Below are 14,591 nucleotides of genomic sequence, written 5' to 3' on the forward strand. Positions count from 1 at the left end.
CCGTGCCACGCTGGCCGGGTGTCCGAGGAATTCGCCGATCAGTTTCTCGAACAACTGCAGGCCGAAACGTACGCCCGCCTGGGAATCACGCCCGACTTCGAGAGCCTTTCCGCTCCGCCCGGAATGGCCGTGACCGTATGGGAGCAGTCTCTCGGGCGCCCGCTCACCCCGGCCGAGGTCCGCGAGGCCGAGGCCTTCCCCACCGCCGATTACGCCATGCGACCAACGAAATTCGAACACCCTTTCGCGTACGCGATGATGCGCACTCTGACCCGGCACATCGAGAAGGTGCTGGCCGACCACGACATCGGCCTGCCCAGCCGGCCGCGCTTCGGGACCCTGGCGACCGGCCAGGTCAACGCCATGACCGTCGCCGTTCCCGGCGGCGGCCATCTGGTGCTGCTCGAGAACGAGTTGCTGACCTTCGCCAACCTGATCTGCAAGGCCATCGTGCTGGCCTGCCCGGCGACGGAGGCCGAGGACGGCTGGTTCGGGTTCTCGACCGAGGCGCCGGCGCATCTCGACGAGGACGACACCGCCGTGGTCCGGTTCACCGAGACGCTCCTGGCCTATCTCGTCGACGGCCGCCCGGCCGCCGCCCCGCAGTATCTCCTCGGCAGCTGGCGCCAGCAGATTGTGACGTCGCTGCTCCGCGACGCCGTCGAGTTGTTCGTCGTGGGTCACGAGTACGGCCACATCATCGGCGGTCATCTCGGTTCGGCCCGGCTGCGGTCGGCCGGAGTGGTGCCGGTCGAGCAGGTCGACTACGCGTGGCAACAGGAGTACGAGGCGGACTACATCGGGGTCCACCTCGGCGTCCTGGCCATGCGCGAGAAGATCGAGGTCGACGCCGACTACGCCTTCTGTGGTTTCGAGATCTTCTTCAGCGCGCTGGACATCATGGACCGCGCCGCGAGCCTGCTGCAGTTCGGCGACGAGTCGGCCCGGCGGCTGGGCAGTCACCCGCCGAGCTTCGACCGCCGGGCGACGCTGCGCGACTCGGCCGTACGCCTGGTCGGCGGGGACGAGTCGGGGCACCCGCTGGGGCTGGGCCGGGCGTACGCGGCGGTGCTGGACACCCTGTGGGAGCGGGCGCGGCCGGCCGTCGTGCGTGCGCGCCGGCACGGCGTACGCCTCGCACCGATGTGGACTTTCGCCCTGACCACCCCGGCCGCTCAGGAGGCGACGTGACACCCGACCGCGACACCCGGCGGATGCTGATCGTCGACAACGACGACGTCGACTTCGCCCGGCGCACCGCGGCCGAGCACGACGTGGCGCTGCAGCGGGTCGAGATGCGCGGTCTCGAGCCGGTGCTGACGACCACCCTGCTGCTGTTCGGCGCCGCGGCGGCGGTCGGGCTGGTGACGTCGCTGGTGGACCGGCACCGCGGCGGCCAGATCATCGACCTTCGCCCGGGTACGCCCAGGCCGGTCTACCGCAGCAAGGACGTGATCTTCGGCCTGGTCGTCATCTTCGCCCGGGACGGCCGGGTGACGGTCGAGGTGAAGGAGCCGGCCGGCATGTTCGGCCAGGTGCTCGAGGCGCTGACGGCGCTGCTCGGCGAGCTGGCCGGCGCCGGTGTCGCCGACATCGCTCCGGCGGTCACCGAGAAGGTCGGCGACGCCGCCCGGATCAGCACGGAATCAACCGGCTCACAGTGACGAGAGGCCGTCCGGCCCGATCGCGAAGATCACCTCGTGGGGCTGGCGGCGGAGCAGCGCCTCCTGCGGGGTCAGGCCGAGCAGGTGGCGCAGCAGCAGCCGGCTGACCATCTCGTGGGTGACGATCAGCGGGCGCCGGGCCGGGTCGGCCGCGATCTTCTGGAGCGCGCGTAACGCCCGCGGGTCGGCGTCGGCGTAGCTCTCGCCGCCGGGGAAGCGCCACTCGTACTTGTCCTCGGCCCGGTCCCACCACTCGGCCGGGTAGCGGGCCTCGATCTCGGTGTCGGTCAGGCCGGCGAAGGTTCCATGGTGGATCTCGGCCAGCTCGTCGACCACCACCACGGACAGGTCGAGGGCTTCGGCGATCAGCCGCGCGGTGGACGTCGCCCGGCCCTGGGGGCTGGTGAAGACCCGGTCGGCGCCGGTCGCGGTGACCGCGTGCCGGCGGGCCTGCTCGATGCCGACCGCGGTGAGCGGCGCGTCGAGCTGCCCCTGCCGGCGCCCGACCACGTTCCATTCCGTCTGGCCGTGGCGGGCCAGCAACACCCGCTCCCAGTTGCCGATCACCGCGTCAGTATGGCGAAGTCACCACGAGTAACCAACAGACCCCCATGAATCTTGTCCGGATGCCACCGGGTATGGCCCTCTCAGGCCGCCTGCACCCGGCCGCCGAGTTGCTGGGCGACCTCCAGATCGTTGCCTTCGAACCAGGTCTCGGCCACCTTGCCGCCGGTGAGGCGGAAGATGATGATGCCGGTCTCGTGCACCTTCTGGTCGGCCGCGGGCAGGTCCAGGTAGCCGCCGCGGTAGGTGGAGCGGACGGTGTAGCGGATCACCAGCCGGTCACCCGACTCGATGGCGTCCTCCATGACCGGTTCCTGGTCGGCGAAGGCCGTCGAATACCACTGCAGCCAGTCGATGAAGTCGTCGCGGGTGCCCGTGCCGCCCGGCCCGTGCGGCAGGTAGTCGTCGGTGGCCAGCTCGGCGAAGGCCTCCCGGTCGCCGCGTGCGCACATCTCGAACCAGGCCCGGGCGATCTCCTTCGGCTGCATGGCCTCACCTTGCCGGATCGAGCGGCATCCATGCCAGAAGACACGCGCTACGCCCAGGTACGGGCATACTCCGCAAAATCCGTGCTGTGCACCGGAATGACACAGATCAGAAGCCCGCCGGGTACGCGCAGCGTCCGGCACCCCTGCCAGCTGCCCACCTCGACGGCGCCGAGCCCCACCAGCCGTGCCGTCTCGGCGTCCACGTCGTCGGTCTCGATGTCCAGGTGATAGCGGGCGTCGCCGTCCTCCAGCGCCTGCACCGCCACACTGACATGCGGCAACGCCCCGGCCAGCGAGGTGTACTGCTCCTCCCCCGCCACCGGCGTGGCCGGCACCCCCAGCGCGGCCCCCCAGAACGCCGCGGCCGCCGCCGCTTCGCCGCCAGGAACATCGATCAACAGCGTGGACAACCGGCTCCGATGCATCCCGCGACGCTACCCCAGGACCGAAAAGCCCCGAACGGGCGATCTTGGTGAAGGAAGGCGTCGGAAAACGCAGGACTGGTTTGATCCTGGTCTTACCGCTGTAGTAGGAAGCTTTCGTGGCTGACGACGTATTGGGCACCATCGAAACGCAGGTCGCGATGTTGATGCGGCTTGGTGAGGCGACCCGCCGCGCTACCGATCTGAAGCCGCATCGCGCGCTCGACCGGTCGGCGTACGTGATTCTCCGGCATCTGGAGTCGGCCGGCCCGTTGAACGTGTCCGCCCTCGCCGACCGCCTCAACCTGGACGGCTCGACCGTCACCCGGCAGGTCACCGCCCTGGAGAACGCCGCCCTGGTGGAGCGCCGCCGCGACCCGAACGACGGCCGGGGCACGGTGATCGCGGCCACCGACCGCGGCCTGGAGCAGATGGAGGCGGTCCGGGTGGCCCGCCGCGCCGTCTACGACCGGGTGCTGCGGAGCTGGACCCCGGACGAGCGCGCCGCCCTGGCCACGACGCTGACCAGGTTCAACGGGTCGCTGGAGGAATACATGAGGGCGCCGCGCCCCTGAGGCGAGGGACGCGGCGCCGTGTTACCGGGAGCGGATCAGGTGGAGGAAGCCAGTTCGTCGTCGGGCTTGGCCCGCGAGGACTCCAGCCGCGGGTCGCCCTCGTCGGCGAAGTAGTCGTCCGCCGTGGTCGAGTCCACGCCGTCCGGTGTCTTGGCCGCCCGCAGGATCAGCGTCACCACGACCGCGACCAGCAGGTTGACCAGGACGGTCACGAAGCCGACGTAGATCGTCTTCTTGGTGTCGAACCCGAAGTCGGACAGCGGGAAGGCCGAGCCGCCGAAGTGCGCCCGCTTCGTCGCCAGGTTCGGGATCTGCCACAGCATCCAGAAGCCCAGGCCCATGCCGGCCACCCAGCCGGCGATCAGCCCGCCGCGGTGGAACCACCGGGTGAACAGGCCGAGCGCCACCGCGGGGGCGGTCTGCAGGATGATGACGCCGCCGATCAGCTGCAGGTCGATGGAGAACTGCGGATCGAGGAAGATGATGAAGCCGACCGCGCCGACCTTGACCAGCAGCGACGTGATCTTGGCGACCGACGCCTCCTGCGCGTGGGTGGCGTCCTTGCGGAAGTACTCCTTGTAGATGTTGCGGGTGAACAGGTTGGCCGCGGCGATCGACATGATCGCGGCGGGGACCAGCGCGCCGATGCCGATGGCGGCGAATGCGATCCCGGCGAACCAGGACGGGAACTGCGTGTCGAACAGCAGCGGGACGACAGTGTTGCTGTCGACCGTGCCCTCCCGGGCGCCGGGCAGCGGCTTGACGCCGGCCGAGATGGCCGCGTAACCGAGCAGCGCCAGCAGCCCGAGCAGGAAGCTGTAGGCGGGCAGCGCCGACATGTTCCGCTTGATCACGCTGCGGTTCTTGCTGGCCAGCACGCCGGTGATGGAGTGCGGGTAGAGGAACAGCGCGAGCGCCGACCCGATGGCCAGGGTGAAGTACTGCAGCTGGTTGTTGGCGTTGAGCGTGATGCCGTCGCCGGGCGCCGGTGAGGCGTTGAACTTGGCCTGCGCGTCGTCGAAGATGCTGCCCCAGCCGCCCAGCTTGTAGGGCAGGTAGATCACCGCGACCAGGATCACGATGTAGATCAGCGTGTCCTTGACGAAGGCGATCAGCGCGGGGGCGCGCAGACCCGACTGATAGGTGTACGCGGCCAGGATCGCGAACGCGATGATGATCGGCGCGTGCCGGGCGATCACGCTGTCCCCGGTCATGCCCATCGTCTTGAGGACCGCTTCGATGCCGATCAACTGCAGCGCGATGTACGGCATGGTGGCCACGATGCCGGTGATCGCGATCAACAGCGCCAGCGTGGGCGAACCGAACCGGTTGCGCACGAAGTCGGCCGGGGTGACGAAGCCGTGGCGGTGCGACACCGACCAGAGCCGGATCAGGATCAGGAAGAACATCGGGTAGATCACGATGGTGTACGGCACGGCGAAGAACCCGGTCGCGCCGGCGCCGAAGATCAGCGCGGGGACCGCCACGAAGGTGTACGCGGTGTAGAGGTCGCCACCGACCAGGAACCAGGTGATCCAGCCGCCGAAGCTGCGCCCGCCCAGCCCCCACTCGTCGAGGTGGGCCATGTCCTTCGGCGCCCGCCACCGCGCGGCGACGAAGCCCATCGCGCTGACCAGCAGGAACAACAGCGCGAAGACGATGATCTGGGTGATGTGCTCGCCCATTGGGTCACCGCCTCTTCGTGGTCATCTTGTAGACCACGGTCGTGGTGATCACGCCGAGGAGGATGAACGAGAACTGGATCCAGTAGAAGGCCGGGAATCCCCACAGCCGCGGTGAGTCGAAGTTGAAGAGCGGGGTGATCAACGGCACCACGATGGGGATGACGAGCAACCAGTTCCACGGGCTGCGGTCACTCCGCGGCTGAGGCGTTGGTTCGGACATGGGCGGGACCGTCCCGTGAGCAGCGACAGGGTAATCGTGAGGTTAACGACGACACCGGTTCTTAACCGATCTTCCTGCGCCGAACGGCTCCGGTGGTGCGCCGAACGGCACCACCGGAAAGCCGCTCCTACCGCAATCCGCGCGCGATCGTCCTGGTCAGCGTGGCATTCGCGTCGTCGCCGTCCAGCGACCACACCATGGCGCCGCCGAGGCCCTTGTTCTTGATGTAGTTCGTCTTCTGGAGCAGCTGCTCCGGGTCGTCGAACGTCCAGAAGGTGGTGCCGTTGTAGAGATAGGTGTGTCCGGCGCGCTTGTCGCGGTACACCGTGTACCCCTCGGCCGGCAGGTTCTTCAGCGTCTTGTAGTCCTCGGTGCCCGCCGCGAAGAGGCCGGGCGCCGGGCCGGTGGCCGCGCCGAAGAGCCCGTCGGTCACCCCGGTCCAGCCCTGGCCGTAGTAGGGAACGCCGAGCACCAGCCGGCCGCGCGGGGCGCCCCGGTCGAGCCAGGTGTCGATCGTGGTGGTGATCGAGAAGTCGGGGTTGTCGGGCGCCCCGGCCGGCACGCGCAGCGCCGACTGCTGGTTGGCCCGCTGCTCCCACGATCCGTGGAAGTCGTAGCCCTGCACCGTACCGAAGTCGAGGTAGTTGAAGATCTTGTCGGCCTCGAAGCCGGCGTCGATCTTGGCCGGGGCGGCCGGCAGGAACGCGGTCAGCTCGTACTTGTGGTGCCGGGCGCGCCCGAGGCGGTCCAGCGAGTCGCGGAAGGTGGCCAGCAGCCGGGTGAAGTTGTGCTTGTCCTCGGGCCGGATCACGTTGCCGGCGTTGCCCTCCGAGCCGGGCCATTCCCAGTCGAGGTCGATGCCGTCGAAGATGCCGGCCGCGGCGCCCGGCGCGGCGCCGGGCAGGTTGCCCCGCAGCCACAGGTCCACGCACGAGTCGACCAGGCGCCGGCGGGACTGCCCGGTGGCGGCGGCGTCGGAGAACCACTTGGACAGCGTCCAGCCGCCCAGCGAGATCAGCACCCGCAGCCGCGGGTTGGCCGCCTTGAGCTCGGCGAGCTGGTTGAGGTTGCCGGCGATCGGCTGCCCGGCCACGTCGGCGACGCCGTCCACGCTGGTCTCGGCCGGGAACGGCACCTGCCAGTCGGCCCACGGGTCGGCCGAGGCGCAGAGGCCGTCCTCGGTGACGTTGCCGAACGCGTAGTTGATGTGGGTCAGCTTGCTCGCCGCGCCCGAGGTCTGCAGGTTCGCGACCGGGAACTGACGACCGTAGATGCCCCACTGGGTGAAATATCCGACCTTGACGTACGGACGGCTGTGCGCCTGCGCCGGGGCGGCGGCGACGGTGAGCGACACCAGCATGGCGGCGCCCACGGCGAGAAGACGGCGGAGCGGACTTCGCATGAGCACTCCAACAGTGAAGAAAGTTTCCTGTTGGTGATGGAAGCTAGCGGCGGGCATCGACCCGGGTCAAGACGTCAGCGCAGGTGGGCCGTCTCGTTGACCGATCTGACCGCGATGTTCCCATCCGGCCAGACATCCATCATGGACACGCCGGCCGCGTCCAGGAACAGCCGATGCAGGAACCCGTCACCCGCGTCCAACGCGTCGCGCAGAATCAGCTTCAGCGGCGAGACATGCGAAACCAGAACCACGGTCATTCCCGGGTACGCCGTGAGCACGGCCCCCAGAGCCCGCCGCGCCCGCGCCGCCACCGTGCCGAACGATTCGCCACCGGGCGGCGCCACGGCCGTCGAGTCGAGCCACGCGTCCATCTCGCCCGGCCAGCGCTCCTTCACCTCGGCGAAGGTCAGACCCTCCCAGTCGCCGAAGTCGCACTCGATCAGATCGTCCAGCACGGTCACCTCGACGCCGCCGACCTCGGCCGCGATCAGCTCGGCCGTGCGTACACATCGGGTCAAGGGCGAGGTCACCACCGCGCCGACCTCGCGGGCCAGCCCGGCCACCCGCCCGGCCGCGGCCATCGCCTGCGCCTCACCCTCGTCGGAGAGCGGGATGTCGCCGCGGCCCGAGTAGCGGCCCTGCTTGGTGTAGGCGGTCTCGCCGTGCCGGACCAGGATCAGCCGGGTGGCCTCCTCGGTCGAGGCCGGCGGCGCCCAGGACCGCGGCGTCGCCCGGCTCTCCCGCTTCTCCGCCTTCTCCGGCGAGGTCGAGGGCGAGGGCGAGGGCGGCACATCCGGGACCTTCTTACCGGCGGCCTCGTCCATCGCGCGGTTGGCCAGCGCGTCCGCCGCCCGGTTCTGCTCGCGCGGGATCCACTCGTAGGTGACCTCGGCGAACCGCCCGACGAGCTGCGCGGCCTCGGCGGCCAGCGGGCGCAGCCCCGGGTTCTTGATCTGCCAGCGGCCGGCCATCTGCTCGATGACCAGCTTGGAGTCCATCCGCACGTCGACCCGGGTGGCGTTCAGCTCGGCGGCCGCCTGGAGCGCGGCGATCAGGCCGGAGTACTCGGCCACGTTGTTGGTGGTGACGCCCAGCGACGCGTACCGCTCCAGCAGCACCTCGCCGGTGGCCGCCTCGCGCACCACCGCGCCGTACCCGGCCGGGCCCGGGTTGCCCCGCGACCCGCCGTCGGCCTCGACGACGACGTGGATCTGAGCCGGCCGGCGCTCGGCGGTTCGGCGCTCGTTCACCGCGATGATCCGGACCGTAGCGTCGTGACTCCCGCGCTCACAGGCCGGATTCCGCGGTACGAACCATGATCCGCCGGCACTCCTCGCAGCGGACGACCTCGTCGGCCGGGGCGGACTTCACCCGGTTCAGGTCGGCGCCGTACAGCTCGATCCGGCAGCCGCCGCAGCGCCCGGCCCGGAACAGCGCGGCGCCCAGCCCGGAGTCGGTGCGGATCTTGTCGTAGAGGGTGACCAGGTCGGCCGGCAGATCGGCGGCGAGCGGACCCCGGGAGGCGGTCTTGAACTCCTCCTCCTTGGTGATCTCGGCCAGCGTCTCGTCCCGTCGCTGCTCGGTCGCGGACCGCCGGGCGACCGCCTCGCCCAGCCGGGCCTTCACGTCGGCCAGCGCCGCCTCGGCGGTCTCCTTCTGCTCCATCAGCTCGAGCTCGGCGTCCTCCAGCTCGGACTGCCGGCGGTTGAGCGTGGCCAGCTCGTGCTGGAGGCCCTCGATCTCCCGCATGGCGGCGCCGGCGTCGAGCCGCTTCTGGTCGCGGTCCTTGCGGGCGCGTACCTGCTCGATGTCCTTCTCGAACCGGGTGATGTCGCGGTCCAGGTCGTCGACCGCCACCTGGGCGCGGACGCGTTCGTCCTCGAGCGCGGAGATCTCCCGCGCGACCGCCTCGATCTCGGCCAGCTCGGGCAGGCTGCGGCGGCGGTGCGCCAGCTGGGCCAGGGCGGTGTCGACGGCCTGCAGGTCGAGCAGGCGCCGCTGGGCTTGCGGTGCGGCCTTCACGATCGGGACTCCTTCTTCGGGCTATCAGCATGCACAGTCCACGGGTCCGTGTCCACATCGGACACCACCACGTCGACCGGGAAACGGTCACGCAACCAGCCGGCCAGTTCGTCCAGCCACGGCCGCTCGCTCGCCCAGTGCGCGACGTCGATCAGGGCCGGGCCGCCGCTCGCGAGGTGTTCGCCGGCCGGATGATGACGAAGATCGGCGCAGAGGTACGCGTCCACGCCGGCTCGCGTGGCGACGCCCAGGAAGGAGTCGCCGGCGCCGCCGCACACGGCGAGCGTACCGATCATCCGTTTCGGGTCGCCCGCCGCGCGCACCCCGGCCGCGGTGGCCGGGAGCCGGCTCGCGACGAACGCGGTGAGATCGGCCAGGGTCATCGGGCTCATCGTCCCCACCCGGCCCAGGCCCAGCGTGTCGCTGCCCTGGTAGGGCACGAGCGGACGGGTGCCGGCCAGGCCGAGCCGGTCGGCCAGGGCGTCCGAGACGCCCGGCGACGCGATGTCGGCGTTGGTGTGCGCCACGTAGAGCGCGATGCCGGCGCGGATCAGGCGGTGGATGATCCGGCCCTTGTACGTGTCCGGCGCGACCGAGGAGACGCCCTTGAGCAGGAGCGGATGGTGCGCCACGATCAGCTGGGCGCCGGCGCTGATCGCCTCGTCCACCGTTTCGGGGACGCAGTCGACCACGCAGAGGATCCGGTTGACCGGGGCGTCGAACTCGCCCAGCACCGGGCCGACCCGGTCCCAGTCCTCGGCGTGCTCGCGCGGGTAACGCTCGTCGAGGGCGGCGACGACATCGGTCACGGCGGTGGTGGTCACGGCCGCCAACTCTATAGCTACTGGGAGAGCGCGCCGGGCTCCACCGTCACCTTCTCGCTCACCACCTGCAGGGCGCGCCGCCAGGGAAATCGCGACCGGAAATGGTCGGTGTGCCCGGGCTTGCCGAGCCGGCGGTCGTCGTAGAGCACGTGCACACCCCACGCGGTGAGCTTGGCCAGGCTCTCGTGCAGCGCGGGGTGCCGGGCCATGATGTTGTTCGTGTACGGGACCACGGCGGTCGGGATCTCGAAACCGTAGGCCTCGATGAGCAGGCCCAGCACCAGGGTGTCGGTGATGCCGGCCGCCCACTTGTTCACCGTGTTGACCGTCGCGGGGGCCACGATCATGGCGTTGGCCTGGGGCAACTGGTCGGGTTCGCCCGGTTTCTTGTACCAGCTCCGGACCGGATGACCGGTCTGGCGCTGGAGGGCGTTGACGTCGACGAAGTTGCGGCCGTCGGGAGTCGTGATCACGCACACCTCCCAGCCCTCGTTCTGCGCCAGCGTGACGAGCTTGCCCACGTCACGGGCCATCGGCGAGCCGCACACCAGGATGTACAGCACGCGTGGGGGGTTGATCGTCACGTGCGGACCCACCTCATACGCCGACTCCCATCTGTTCGGCCAGCTCCGCGATCGGCGCGGGCGGCGTCCCCCGCGTGCGTCGCAGCACGTCGGAGAGGACCTCGTGGGCGAGCGGGCGGCAGCGGATCTCGGACGGGGCGAGCCGGTCGCCCTCGAGCAGCATCTCGCTGGCCTTCTCGACGTCGCCGATCTGGGCGTACCCGCGGGCGATGTCCAGGTAGTAGTGCGCCCGGCGCTCCGGGAGCATCGCCTGGAAACCCTCGTGGTCGATGCGTTCGTACATCTCCACCGCAGTCCGGCCGTCGCCGAGCTCGACCGCGGCCGCGGCCCGGTGCAGCTGCACGTTGGTCGGGCCGAAGCTGGTCCAGTAGTGGTTCTGGTCGCCGCCGAGCTGGATGGCCGCCTGCTCGGCGCCGCTGATCAGGTCGCGTACGGTCGCGCTGTCCCCGATCCGCGCGGCCGCCATCGCCCCGTTGAGCAGCAACATCCCGTAGACCGACAGCCGCTCGTCGCGGGTGCGGTCGGAGCCGGAGTCGTAGCCCGGGGCCAACCGGTTGGCGATGTTGACGTTCACCTCGAGCGACGGACGGGCCCGCCCGAGCGCGAGCAGCGCGCTGCCGACCCGGTAGCTGGCGATGCCGGCCAGCAACTGGTCGCCGGCCCGCTGGGAGACGGCGATCGACCGGTCGGCCGCCAGCCAGGACAGCTCGTGCTCCCCCACCTTGCGCAGTGCCGAGGAGGCGATCTGGTAGACCTGTCCCAGCAGGTGCGCGGCCCGCTCCTTCTGTTCGCTGTTGGCGTGCGCGGAGTCCGACGCCTGGGCGTCCCGAAGCAGTTTCGGCAGCGTGCGCGCCAGAACGCCGTACTTGGCGTGCTGATAGGTCAGCCAGGCGTGGCTGACCGCCTTCTGCATCTCGTCCAGCGGCGGACACTGCGGCGCGGGCTGGAAGAACGCGCTCATCTGGTCATATCGCTCCAGAGCGGCGCGGATCTCCTCGACCTCGACCTGGTCGATGCAGTTCGGCGTCTCCGGGCGGCGCTCGACGTCCTTGCCCAGCAACAGCTGGACATCCACCTGCAGGACATCGGCGATCTCGTAGACGACGGAGAACTTGTCGAGCCGGCGGACACCTCGCTCCACCTTGTCGACCCAGCTCTTCGACTTGCCCAGCCGGTCGGCGAAGACCTGCTGGGACATCTTGCGGCGGCCGCGCCAGTAGGCGACGCGACGCCCGATCGGCAGCTCGTCCACGGGTGCCTCCCCAACTCATCCGGCGACCCCCACCGGTGAGCTTCCCTTGTGTCGCCTGCAGTGTCGACCACACGTGCCACCTCTGGTCGCACAAGCTGTGTGATCGCCGGCATGGCGAGACTCGTATTTTTACATGCAAGTTGCAAAAAGTGGATCTGAGCGGACCAACGACGCGTGTCGTGCTTGGACACGGCAGTCGCGGCTGATATGGCCGTACCGATCCTTGACCGGGGGTTTTCCAACCATGCAGAGGAATCGCCGACGGCCGTTCGGCCGAGCCGCCTTCCTCGATCGGCTTCGCCGGTGGCGGTTCATCCGTCGCTACGAGACGCACGGCTGGCGGGTGCTCGACGACGATGTCGAACAGGGACAGATCAGGCTGGCGACCGGCCTGCGCTTCGACGCCCTGGCCGTGCCGGACACGATCGGCCTGCGCGTCCTCGGCGCCACCCGGCTGCACGCCGAGCTGGACCTGCCCGACCTGCGCGGCCCGGTGCTGGGCACGCCGGCCGGTTCCTGGCTGTTCCTGGTCGGCCCGGGCGCGCCGCTGCGGTCCGACCTGGAGGGTGTGCTCGGCATCGTCCGCCACGGCCGCGGCTCCTGGGTGCCGGCCGCCCCCGGGCGCACCGACGAGGGACCGATCCGCTGGGTGGTCGCCCCGGAACGGGTGGGCTGGCGCCTGCCCGCCTCGGCCGCCGTGCAACGCATGCTCGCCCGCCACCTGACCGGCGCACGGCCCATACCCCGGCTCGCCGTCCCGCGCCAGACCTCGACGTCTCGCCGAGCCGCCTGACCACGCATCGCGGCCGGGGCGTTGCGTCATGTGGACAATCGGACACGCCGCTGCCCACCCGACCGCCGGATCGTTGACGCTGGTAGCGGTCGGTTGACGGGCATGGGCGGGGGCACACATGTCGAGAGACAACGTAGTGGGACGGTTTGCGCAGGTCGAGTCACCCGAAGGGGTGAATGCGATTTTCCGGCACGCGGGCACCCGTCCGTCCGGTTCCCGGCCCACGGGTTCCAGACCCACGGGCAGCCGCCCGGCCGGCACCCACCGGCCCCTCCGAGCCCTCAGCCCGAACTTCGGCTGACCGCCCGGTCGTTCCGGCGCCGGTCACCCTCGGGTGAGCGGGCAGCAACGCCCGGCGGTCGCGGCACGGGCGCGACCGCCGATGAAGGTCGCGGAGGCGGCGAGCAGGTGCTGTGCCCGTACCTCAGCCTGATGTTGATCTTCAGGCCTTGGAGCCGGTCGAGCGGGCGCGGACGTGCATGCGCTCGCCCTGGGGGCCGAAGATCGAGAGGAACTCGACGGCCTCGCCGGTGGCGCTGCCGAACCAATGGGGCACGCGGGTGTCGAACTCGGCCGCCTCGCCCGGCGGGAGGACCAGGTCGTGGTCGCCGAGGACGAGGCGGAGGCGGCCGGTCAGGACGTAGAGCCACTCGTAGCCCTCGTGGGACTTCGGTGTCGGCTCGGTGCGCTTGCCGGCCGGAATCAGGTGTTTGAAGGCCTGGACACCACCGGGTTGCCTGGTCAGCGGGACGATGGTCTGGCCGAAGGCCTGGACCGGGCGGGCGTAGACGCGGGGGTCGCCGGTCGGCGGGGCGCCCACCAGGTCGTCGAGCGGGACGCGATAGGCCTGGGCCAGGGGCAGCAGCAGCTCGAGGGTGGCGCGACGCCGGCCGGACTCGAGGCGGGACAGGGTGCTGACCGAGATGCCGGTCGACTCGGACAGCGCGGTCAGCGTGGTGCCCTGTTCCTTGCGCAGCGCCCGCAGCCTCGGACCGACGGCCGCGATGACGTCGTCTTTTGCCATCATGGCAAGCAAGTTTGCCACGCAGCGACGGCTGGTGGACCGTCGGACCCATGACTTATGACGTGGTGATCATCGGCGGCGGGGCCGCCGGACTGAGCGGGGCGGTCGCCCTGGGCCGCGCGCGGCGGAGCGTGCTCGTGATCGACGGTGGCGAGCCCCGCAACGCACCGGCCGCGGGCGTGCACAACTACCTCACCCGGGACGGGATGTCGCCGGCGGCGCTGGTCGCGGCCGGGCGTGAGGAGGCGGCGCACTACCGCGTGGAGTTCCGCTCGGGGCAGGTCGGCGAGGTGACCGGGGTGGCGGGCGACTTCCGCGTCGGCGAGGTGAGCGCGCGGCGGATCATCGTCGCCTCCGGCGCGCGGGACATCCTGCCGGACATTCCGGGCCTGGCCGAGCGGTGGGGCCACACGGTGTTGCACTGCCCGTACTGCCACGGCTGGGAGGCACAGGACACGGCGATCGGGGTGATCGTGACCTCGGCCTCGCCGATGTCGGCGATGAAGGGGCTGCTCTGGAGCCAGTGGACCGGCGACCTGCTGCTGTTCCTCAACGACACGTTCACCCCGGACGCCGACCAGGCCCGGCAGCTGGCCCGGCGTGGCGTGCAGACCGTCGCCGGGAAGGTCGAGGAGGTCACCGACGCGGGCGTACGCCTGGCCGGCGGCGCCGTGATTCCCCGCGATCACCTGGTCGTCGCCACCCGGATCGAAGCACGGGTGGACTTCCTGGCGCCGCTGGGTCTGAAGCCGGTCGAGCACGCGACGGGGATGGGCACCCACCTGGCCGTCGAGGACCCGAGCGGCCGCACCGCGGTGCCGGGGGTGTGGGCGGCCGGGAATGTGGCCGACCCGATGGCCCAGGTGATCGGCTCGGCCGCCGCCGGCCTGGCCGCGGGCGCCGCCGTCAACGTCGACCTGATCATGGCCGACGTGGCGTGATCGGGTTTCCGGGCGGGCCGCATCGCCGAGGGGGTACGAGCGGCCCGCCCGCCTGCGGGTACTCCCCGCAGGTACCAGACGAGATCGGCGCTCGCCGGGCCCACTTGAGCCGCCCCCGGTTGCGGACCGGG

The 14,591-nt window shown here is 70.6% G+C and carries 17 protein-coding genes; 5 read left to right on the top strand and 12 right to left on the bottom strand.

From position 1 onward, the window contains the following. The first annotated feature begins 18 nt into the window (after positions 1–18). Both AB0M54_RS15100 and AB0M54_RS15105 read left to right on the top strand, forming a co-directional pair. A complete protein-coding gene (locus AB0M54_RS15100; protein WP_364471530.1) occupies positions 19–1,191 on the top strand; it encodes a hypothetical protein in 1,173 nt (390 codons plus the stop codon). Beyond that, complete coding sequence (locus AB0M54_RS15105; RefSeq protein WP_364321119.1) at positions 1,188–1,664, top strand: hypothetical protein; 477 nt, start codon at positions 1,188–1,190, stop codon at positions 1,662–1,664. Before AB0M54_RS15100 ends, AB0M54_RS15105 begins: the two co-directional genes overlap by 4 nt. On the opposite strand, the gene AB0M54_RS15110 is transcribed toward AB0M54_RS15105, so the two are convergent. The 3 genes from AB0M54_RS15110 to AB0M54_RS15120 all read right to left on the bottom strand — a co-directional run bounded on the left by AB0M54_RS15110 (position 1,656) and on the right by AB0M54_RS15120 (position 3,141). Beyond that, a complete protein-coding gene (locus tag AB0M54_RS15110; protein ID WP_364321116.1) occupies positions 1,656–2,231 on the bottom strand; it encodes a histidine phosphatase family protein in 576 nt (191 codons plus the stop codon). The two genes, AB0M54_RS15105 and AB0M54_RS15110, sit on opposite strands and share 9 nt — an antisense overlap. 80 nt (positions 2,232–2,311) lie before the next feature. Next, complete coding sequence (locus AB0M54_RS15115) at positions 2,312–2,716, bottom strand: ester cyclase (RefSeq protein ID WP_364321113.1); 405 nt, start codon at positions 2,714–2,716, stop codon at positions 2,312–2,314. Between the two features lie 47 nt (positions 2,717–2,763). Then, positions 2,764–3,141, bottom strand: coding sequence for a VOC family protein (locus AB0M54_RS15120; protein WP_364321111.1), 378 nt, complete (start codon positions 3,139–3,141; stop codon positions 2,764–2,766). Positions 3,142–3,257: 116 nt separating this feature from the next. Here AB0M54_RS15120 and AB0M54_RS15125 point away from each other — a divergent pair, with 116 nt between their 5' ends. After that, on the top strand, positions 3,258–3,713 hold the full coding sequence (locus AB0M54_RS15125) for a MarR family transcriptional regulator (protein WP_364321107.1): 456 nt from the start codon (positions 3,258–3,260) through the stop codon (positions 3,711–3,713). A gap of 35 nt (positions 3,714–3,748) precedes the next feature. Here AB0M54_RS15125 and mctP read toward each other — a convergent pair whose 3' ends face one another. From mctP to AB0M54_RS15165, 8 genes are all read right to left on the bottom strand, one after another. Continuing rightward, a complete protein-coding gene (gene mctP, locus AB0M54_RS15130; RefSeq protein WP_364471533.1) occupies positions 3,749–5,398 on the bottom strand; it encodes a monocarboxylate uptake permease MctP in 1,650 nt (549 codons plus the stop codon). Between the two features lie 4 nt (positions 5,399–5,402). Then, positions 5,403–5,618: a DUF3311 domain-containing protein gene (locus AB0M54_RS15135; protein WP_364321101.1), complete on the bottom strand. Its 216-nt coding sequence runs from the start codon at positions 5,616–5,618 to the stop codon at positions 5,403–5,405. A 127-nt stretch (positions 5,619–5,745) separates the two neighbouring features. After that, positions 5,746–7,020, bottom strand: a complete 1,275-nt coding sequence (locus AB0M54_RS15140) for a glycoside hydrolase family 18 protein (protein WP_364321098.1) — start codon at positions 7,018–7,020, stop codon at positions 5,746–5,748. 74 nt (positions 7,021–7,094) lie between these two features. Next, complete coding sequence (locus tag AB0M54_RS15145; protein WP_364471820.1) at positions 7,095–8,231, bottom strand: bifunctional RNase H/acid phosphatase; 1,137 nt, start codon at positions 8,229–8,231, stop codon at positions 7,095–7,097. A gap of 76 nt (positions 8,232–8,307) precedes the next feature. After that, a complete protein-coding gene (locus AB0M54_RS15150) occupies positions 8,308–9,042 on the bottom strand; it encodes a C4-type zinc ribbon domain-containing protein (RefSeq protein ID WP_364321095.1) in 735 nt (244 codons plus the stop codon). Beyond that, the gene (locus AB0M54_RS15155; protein WP_364471536.1) at positions 9,039–9,875 is read right to left on the bottom strand and encodes a Nif3-like dinuclear metal center hexameric protein; all 837 of its coding nucleotides are present in this window, start codon (positions 9,873–9,875) and stop codon (positions 9,039–9,041) included. Before AB0M54_RS15155 ends, AB0M54_RS15150 begins: the two co-directional genes overlap by 4 nt. A gap of 8 nt (positions 9,876–9,883) precedes the next feature. Next, entirely contained in the window at positions 9,884–10,450 is a 567-nt protein-coding gene (locus AB0M54_RS15160) for a flavoprotein (RefSeq protein ID WP_364321089.1), read from the bottom strand. A gap of 13 nt (positions 10,451–10,463) precedes the next feature. Next, the gene (locus tag AB0M54_RS15165; RefSeq protein ID WP_364471538.1) at positions 10,464–11,702 is read right to left on the bottom strand and encodes a helix-turn-helix domain-containing protein; all 1,239 of its coding nucleotides are present in this window, start codon (positions 11,700–11,702) and stop codon (positions 10,464–10,466) included. 244 nt (positions 11,703–11,946) lie between these two features. Here AB0M54_RS15165 and AB0M54_RS15170 point away from each other — a divergent pair, with 244 nt between their 5' ends. Next, entirely contained in the window at positions 11,947–12,495 is a 549-nt protein-coding gene (locus AB0M54_RS15170) for a DNA primase (RefSeq protein WP_364321083.1), read from the top strand. 442 nt (positions 12,496–12,937) lie between these two features. Here the strand turns inward: AB0M54_RS15170 and AB0M54_RS15175 are convergent, their stop codons facing one another. After that, complete coding sequence (locus AB0M54_RS15175; protein ID WP_364321080.1) at positions 12,938–13,522, bottom strand: XRE family transcriptional regulator; 585 nt, start codon at positions 13,520–13,522, stop codon at positions 12,938–12,940. Positions 13,523–13,569: 47 nt separating this feature from the next. Here AB0M54_RS15175 and AB0M54_RS15180 point away from each other — a divergent pair, with 47 nt between their 5' ends. Then, entirely contained in the window at positions 13,570–14,460 is an 891-nt protein-coding gene (locus AB0M54_RS15180; RefSeq protein WP_364471541.1) for an NAD(P)/FAD-dependent oxidoreductase, read from the top strand. The last annotated feature ends 131 nt before the right edge of the window (positions 14,461–14,591 follow it).

The organism is Actinoplanes sp. NPDC051470, assembly GCF_040682035.1.
Taxonomy (GTDB): domain Bacteria; phylum Actinomycetota; class Actinomycetes; order Mycobacteriales; family Micromonosporaceae; genus Actinoplanes.

Bases quoted from the DNA above. Each gene is read 5' to 3' on its own strand.
- AB0M54_RS15120 (WP_364321111.1), bottom strand. From the start codon at position 3,141: ATGCATCGGAGCCGGTTGTCCACGCTGTTGATCGATGTTCCTGGCGGC.
- AB0M54_RS15175 (WP_364321080.1), bottom strand. From the start codon at position 13,522: ATGATGGCAAAAGACGACGTCATCGCGGCCGTCGGTCCGAGGCTGCGG.
- AB0M54_RS15170 (WP_364321083.1), top strand. From the start codon at position 11,947: ATGCAGAGGAATCGCCGACGGCCGTTCGGCCGAGCCGCCTTCCTCGAT.
- AB0M54_RS15115 (WP_364321113.1), bottom strand. From the start codon at position 2,716: ATGCAGCCGAAGGAGATCGCCCGGGCCTGGTTCGAGATGTGCGCACGC.
- AB0M54_RS15180 (WP_364471541.1), top strand. From the start codon at position 13,570: ATGACTTATGACGTGGTGATCATCGGCGGCGGGGCCGCCGGACTGAGC.
- mctP (WP_364471533.1), bottom strand. From the start codon at position 5,398: ATGGGCGAGCACATCACCCAGATCATCGTCTTCGCGCTGTTGTTCCTG.
- AB0M54_RS15135 (WP_364321101.1), bottom strand. From the start codon at position 5,618: ATGTCCGAACCAACGCCTCAGCCGCGGAGTGACCGCAGCCCGTGGAAC.
- AB0M54_RS15140 (WP_364321098.1), bottom strand. From the start codon at position 7,020: ATGCGAAGTCCGCTCCGCCGTCTTCTCGCCGTGGGCGCCGCCATGCTG.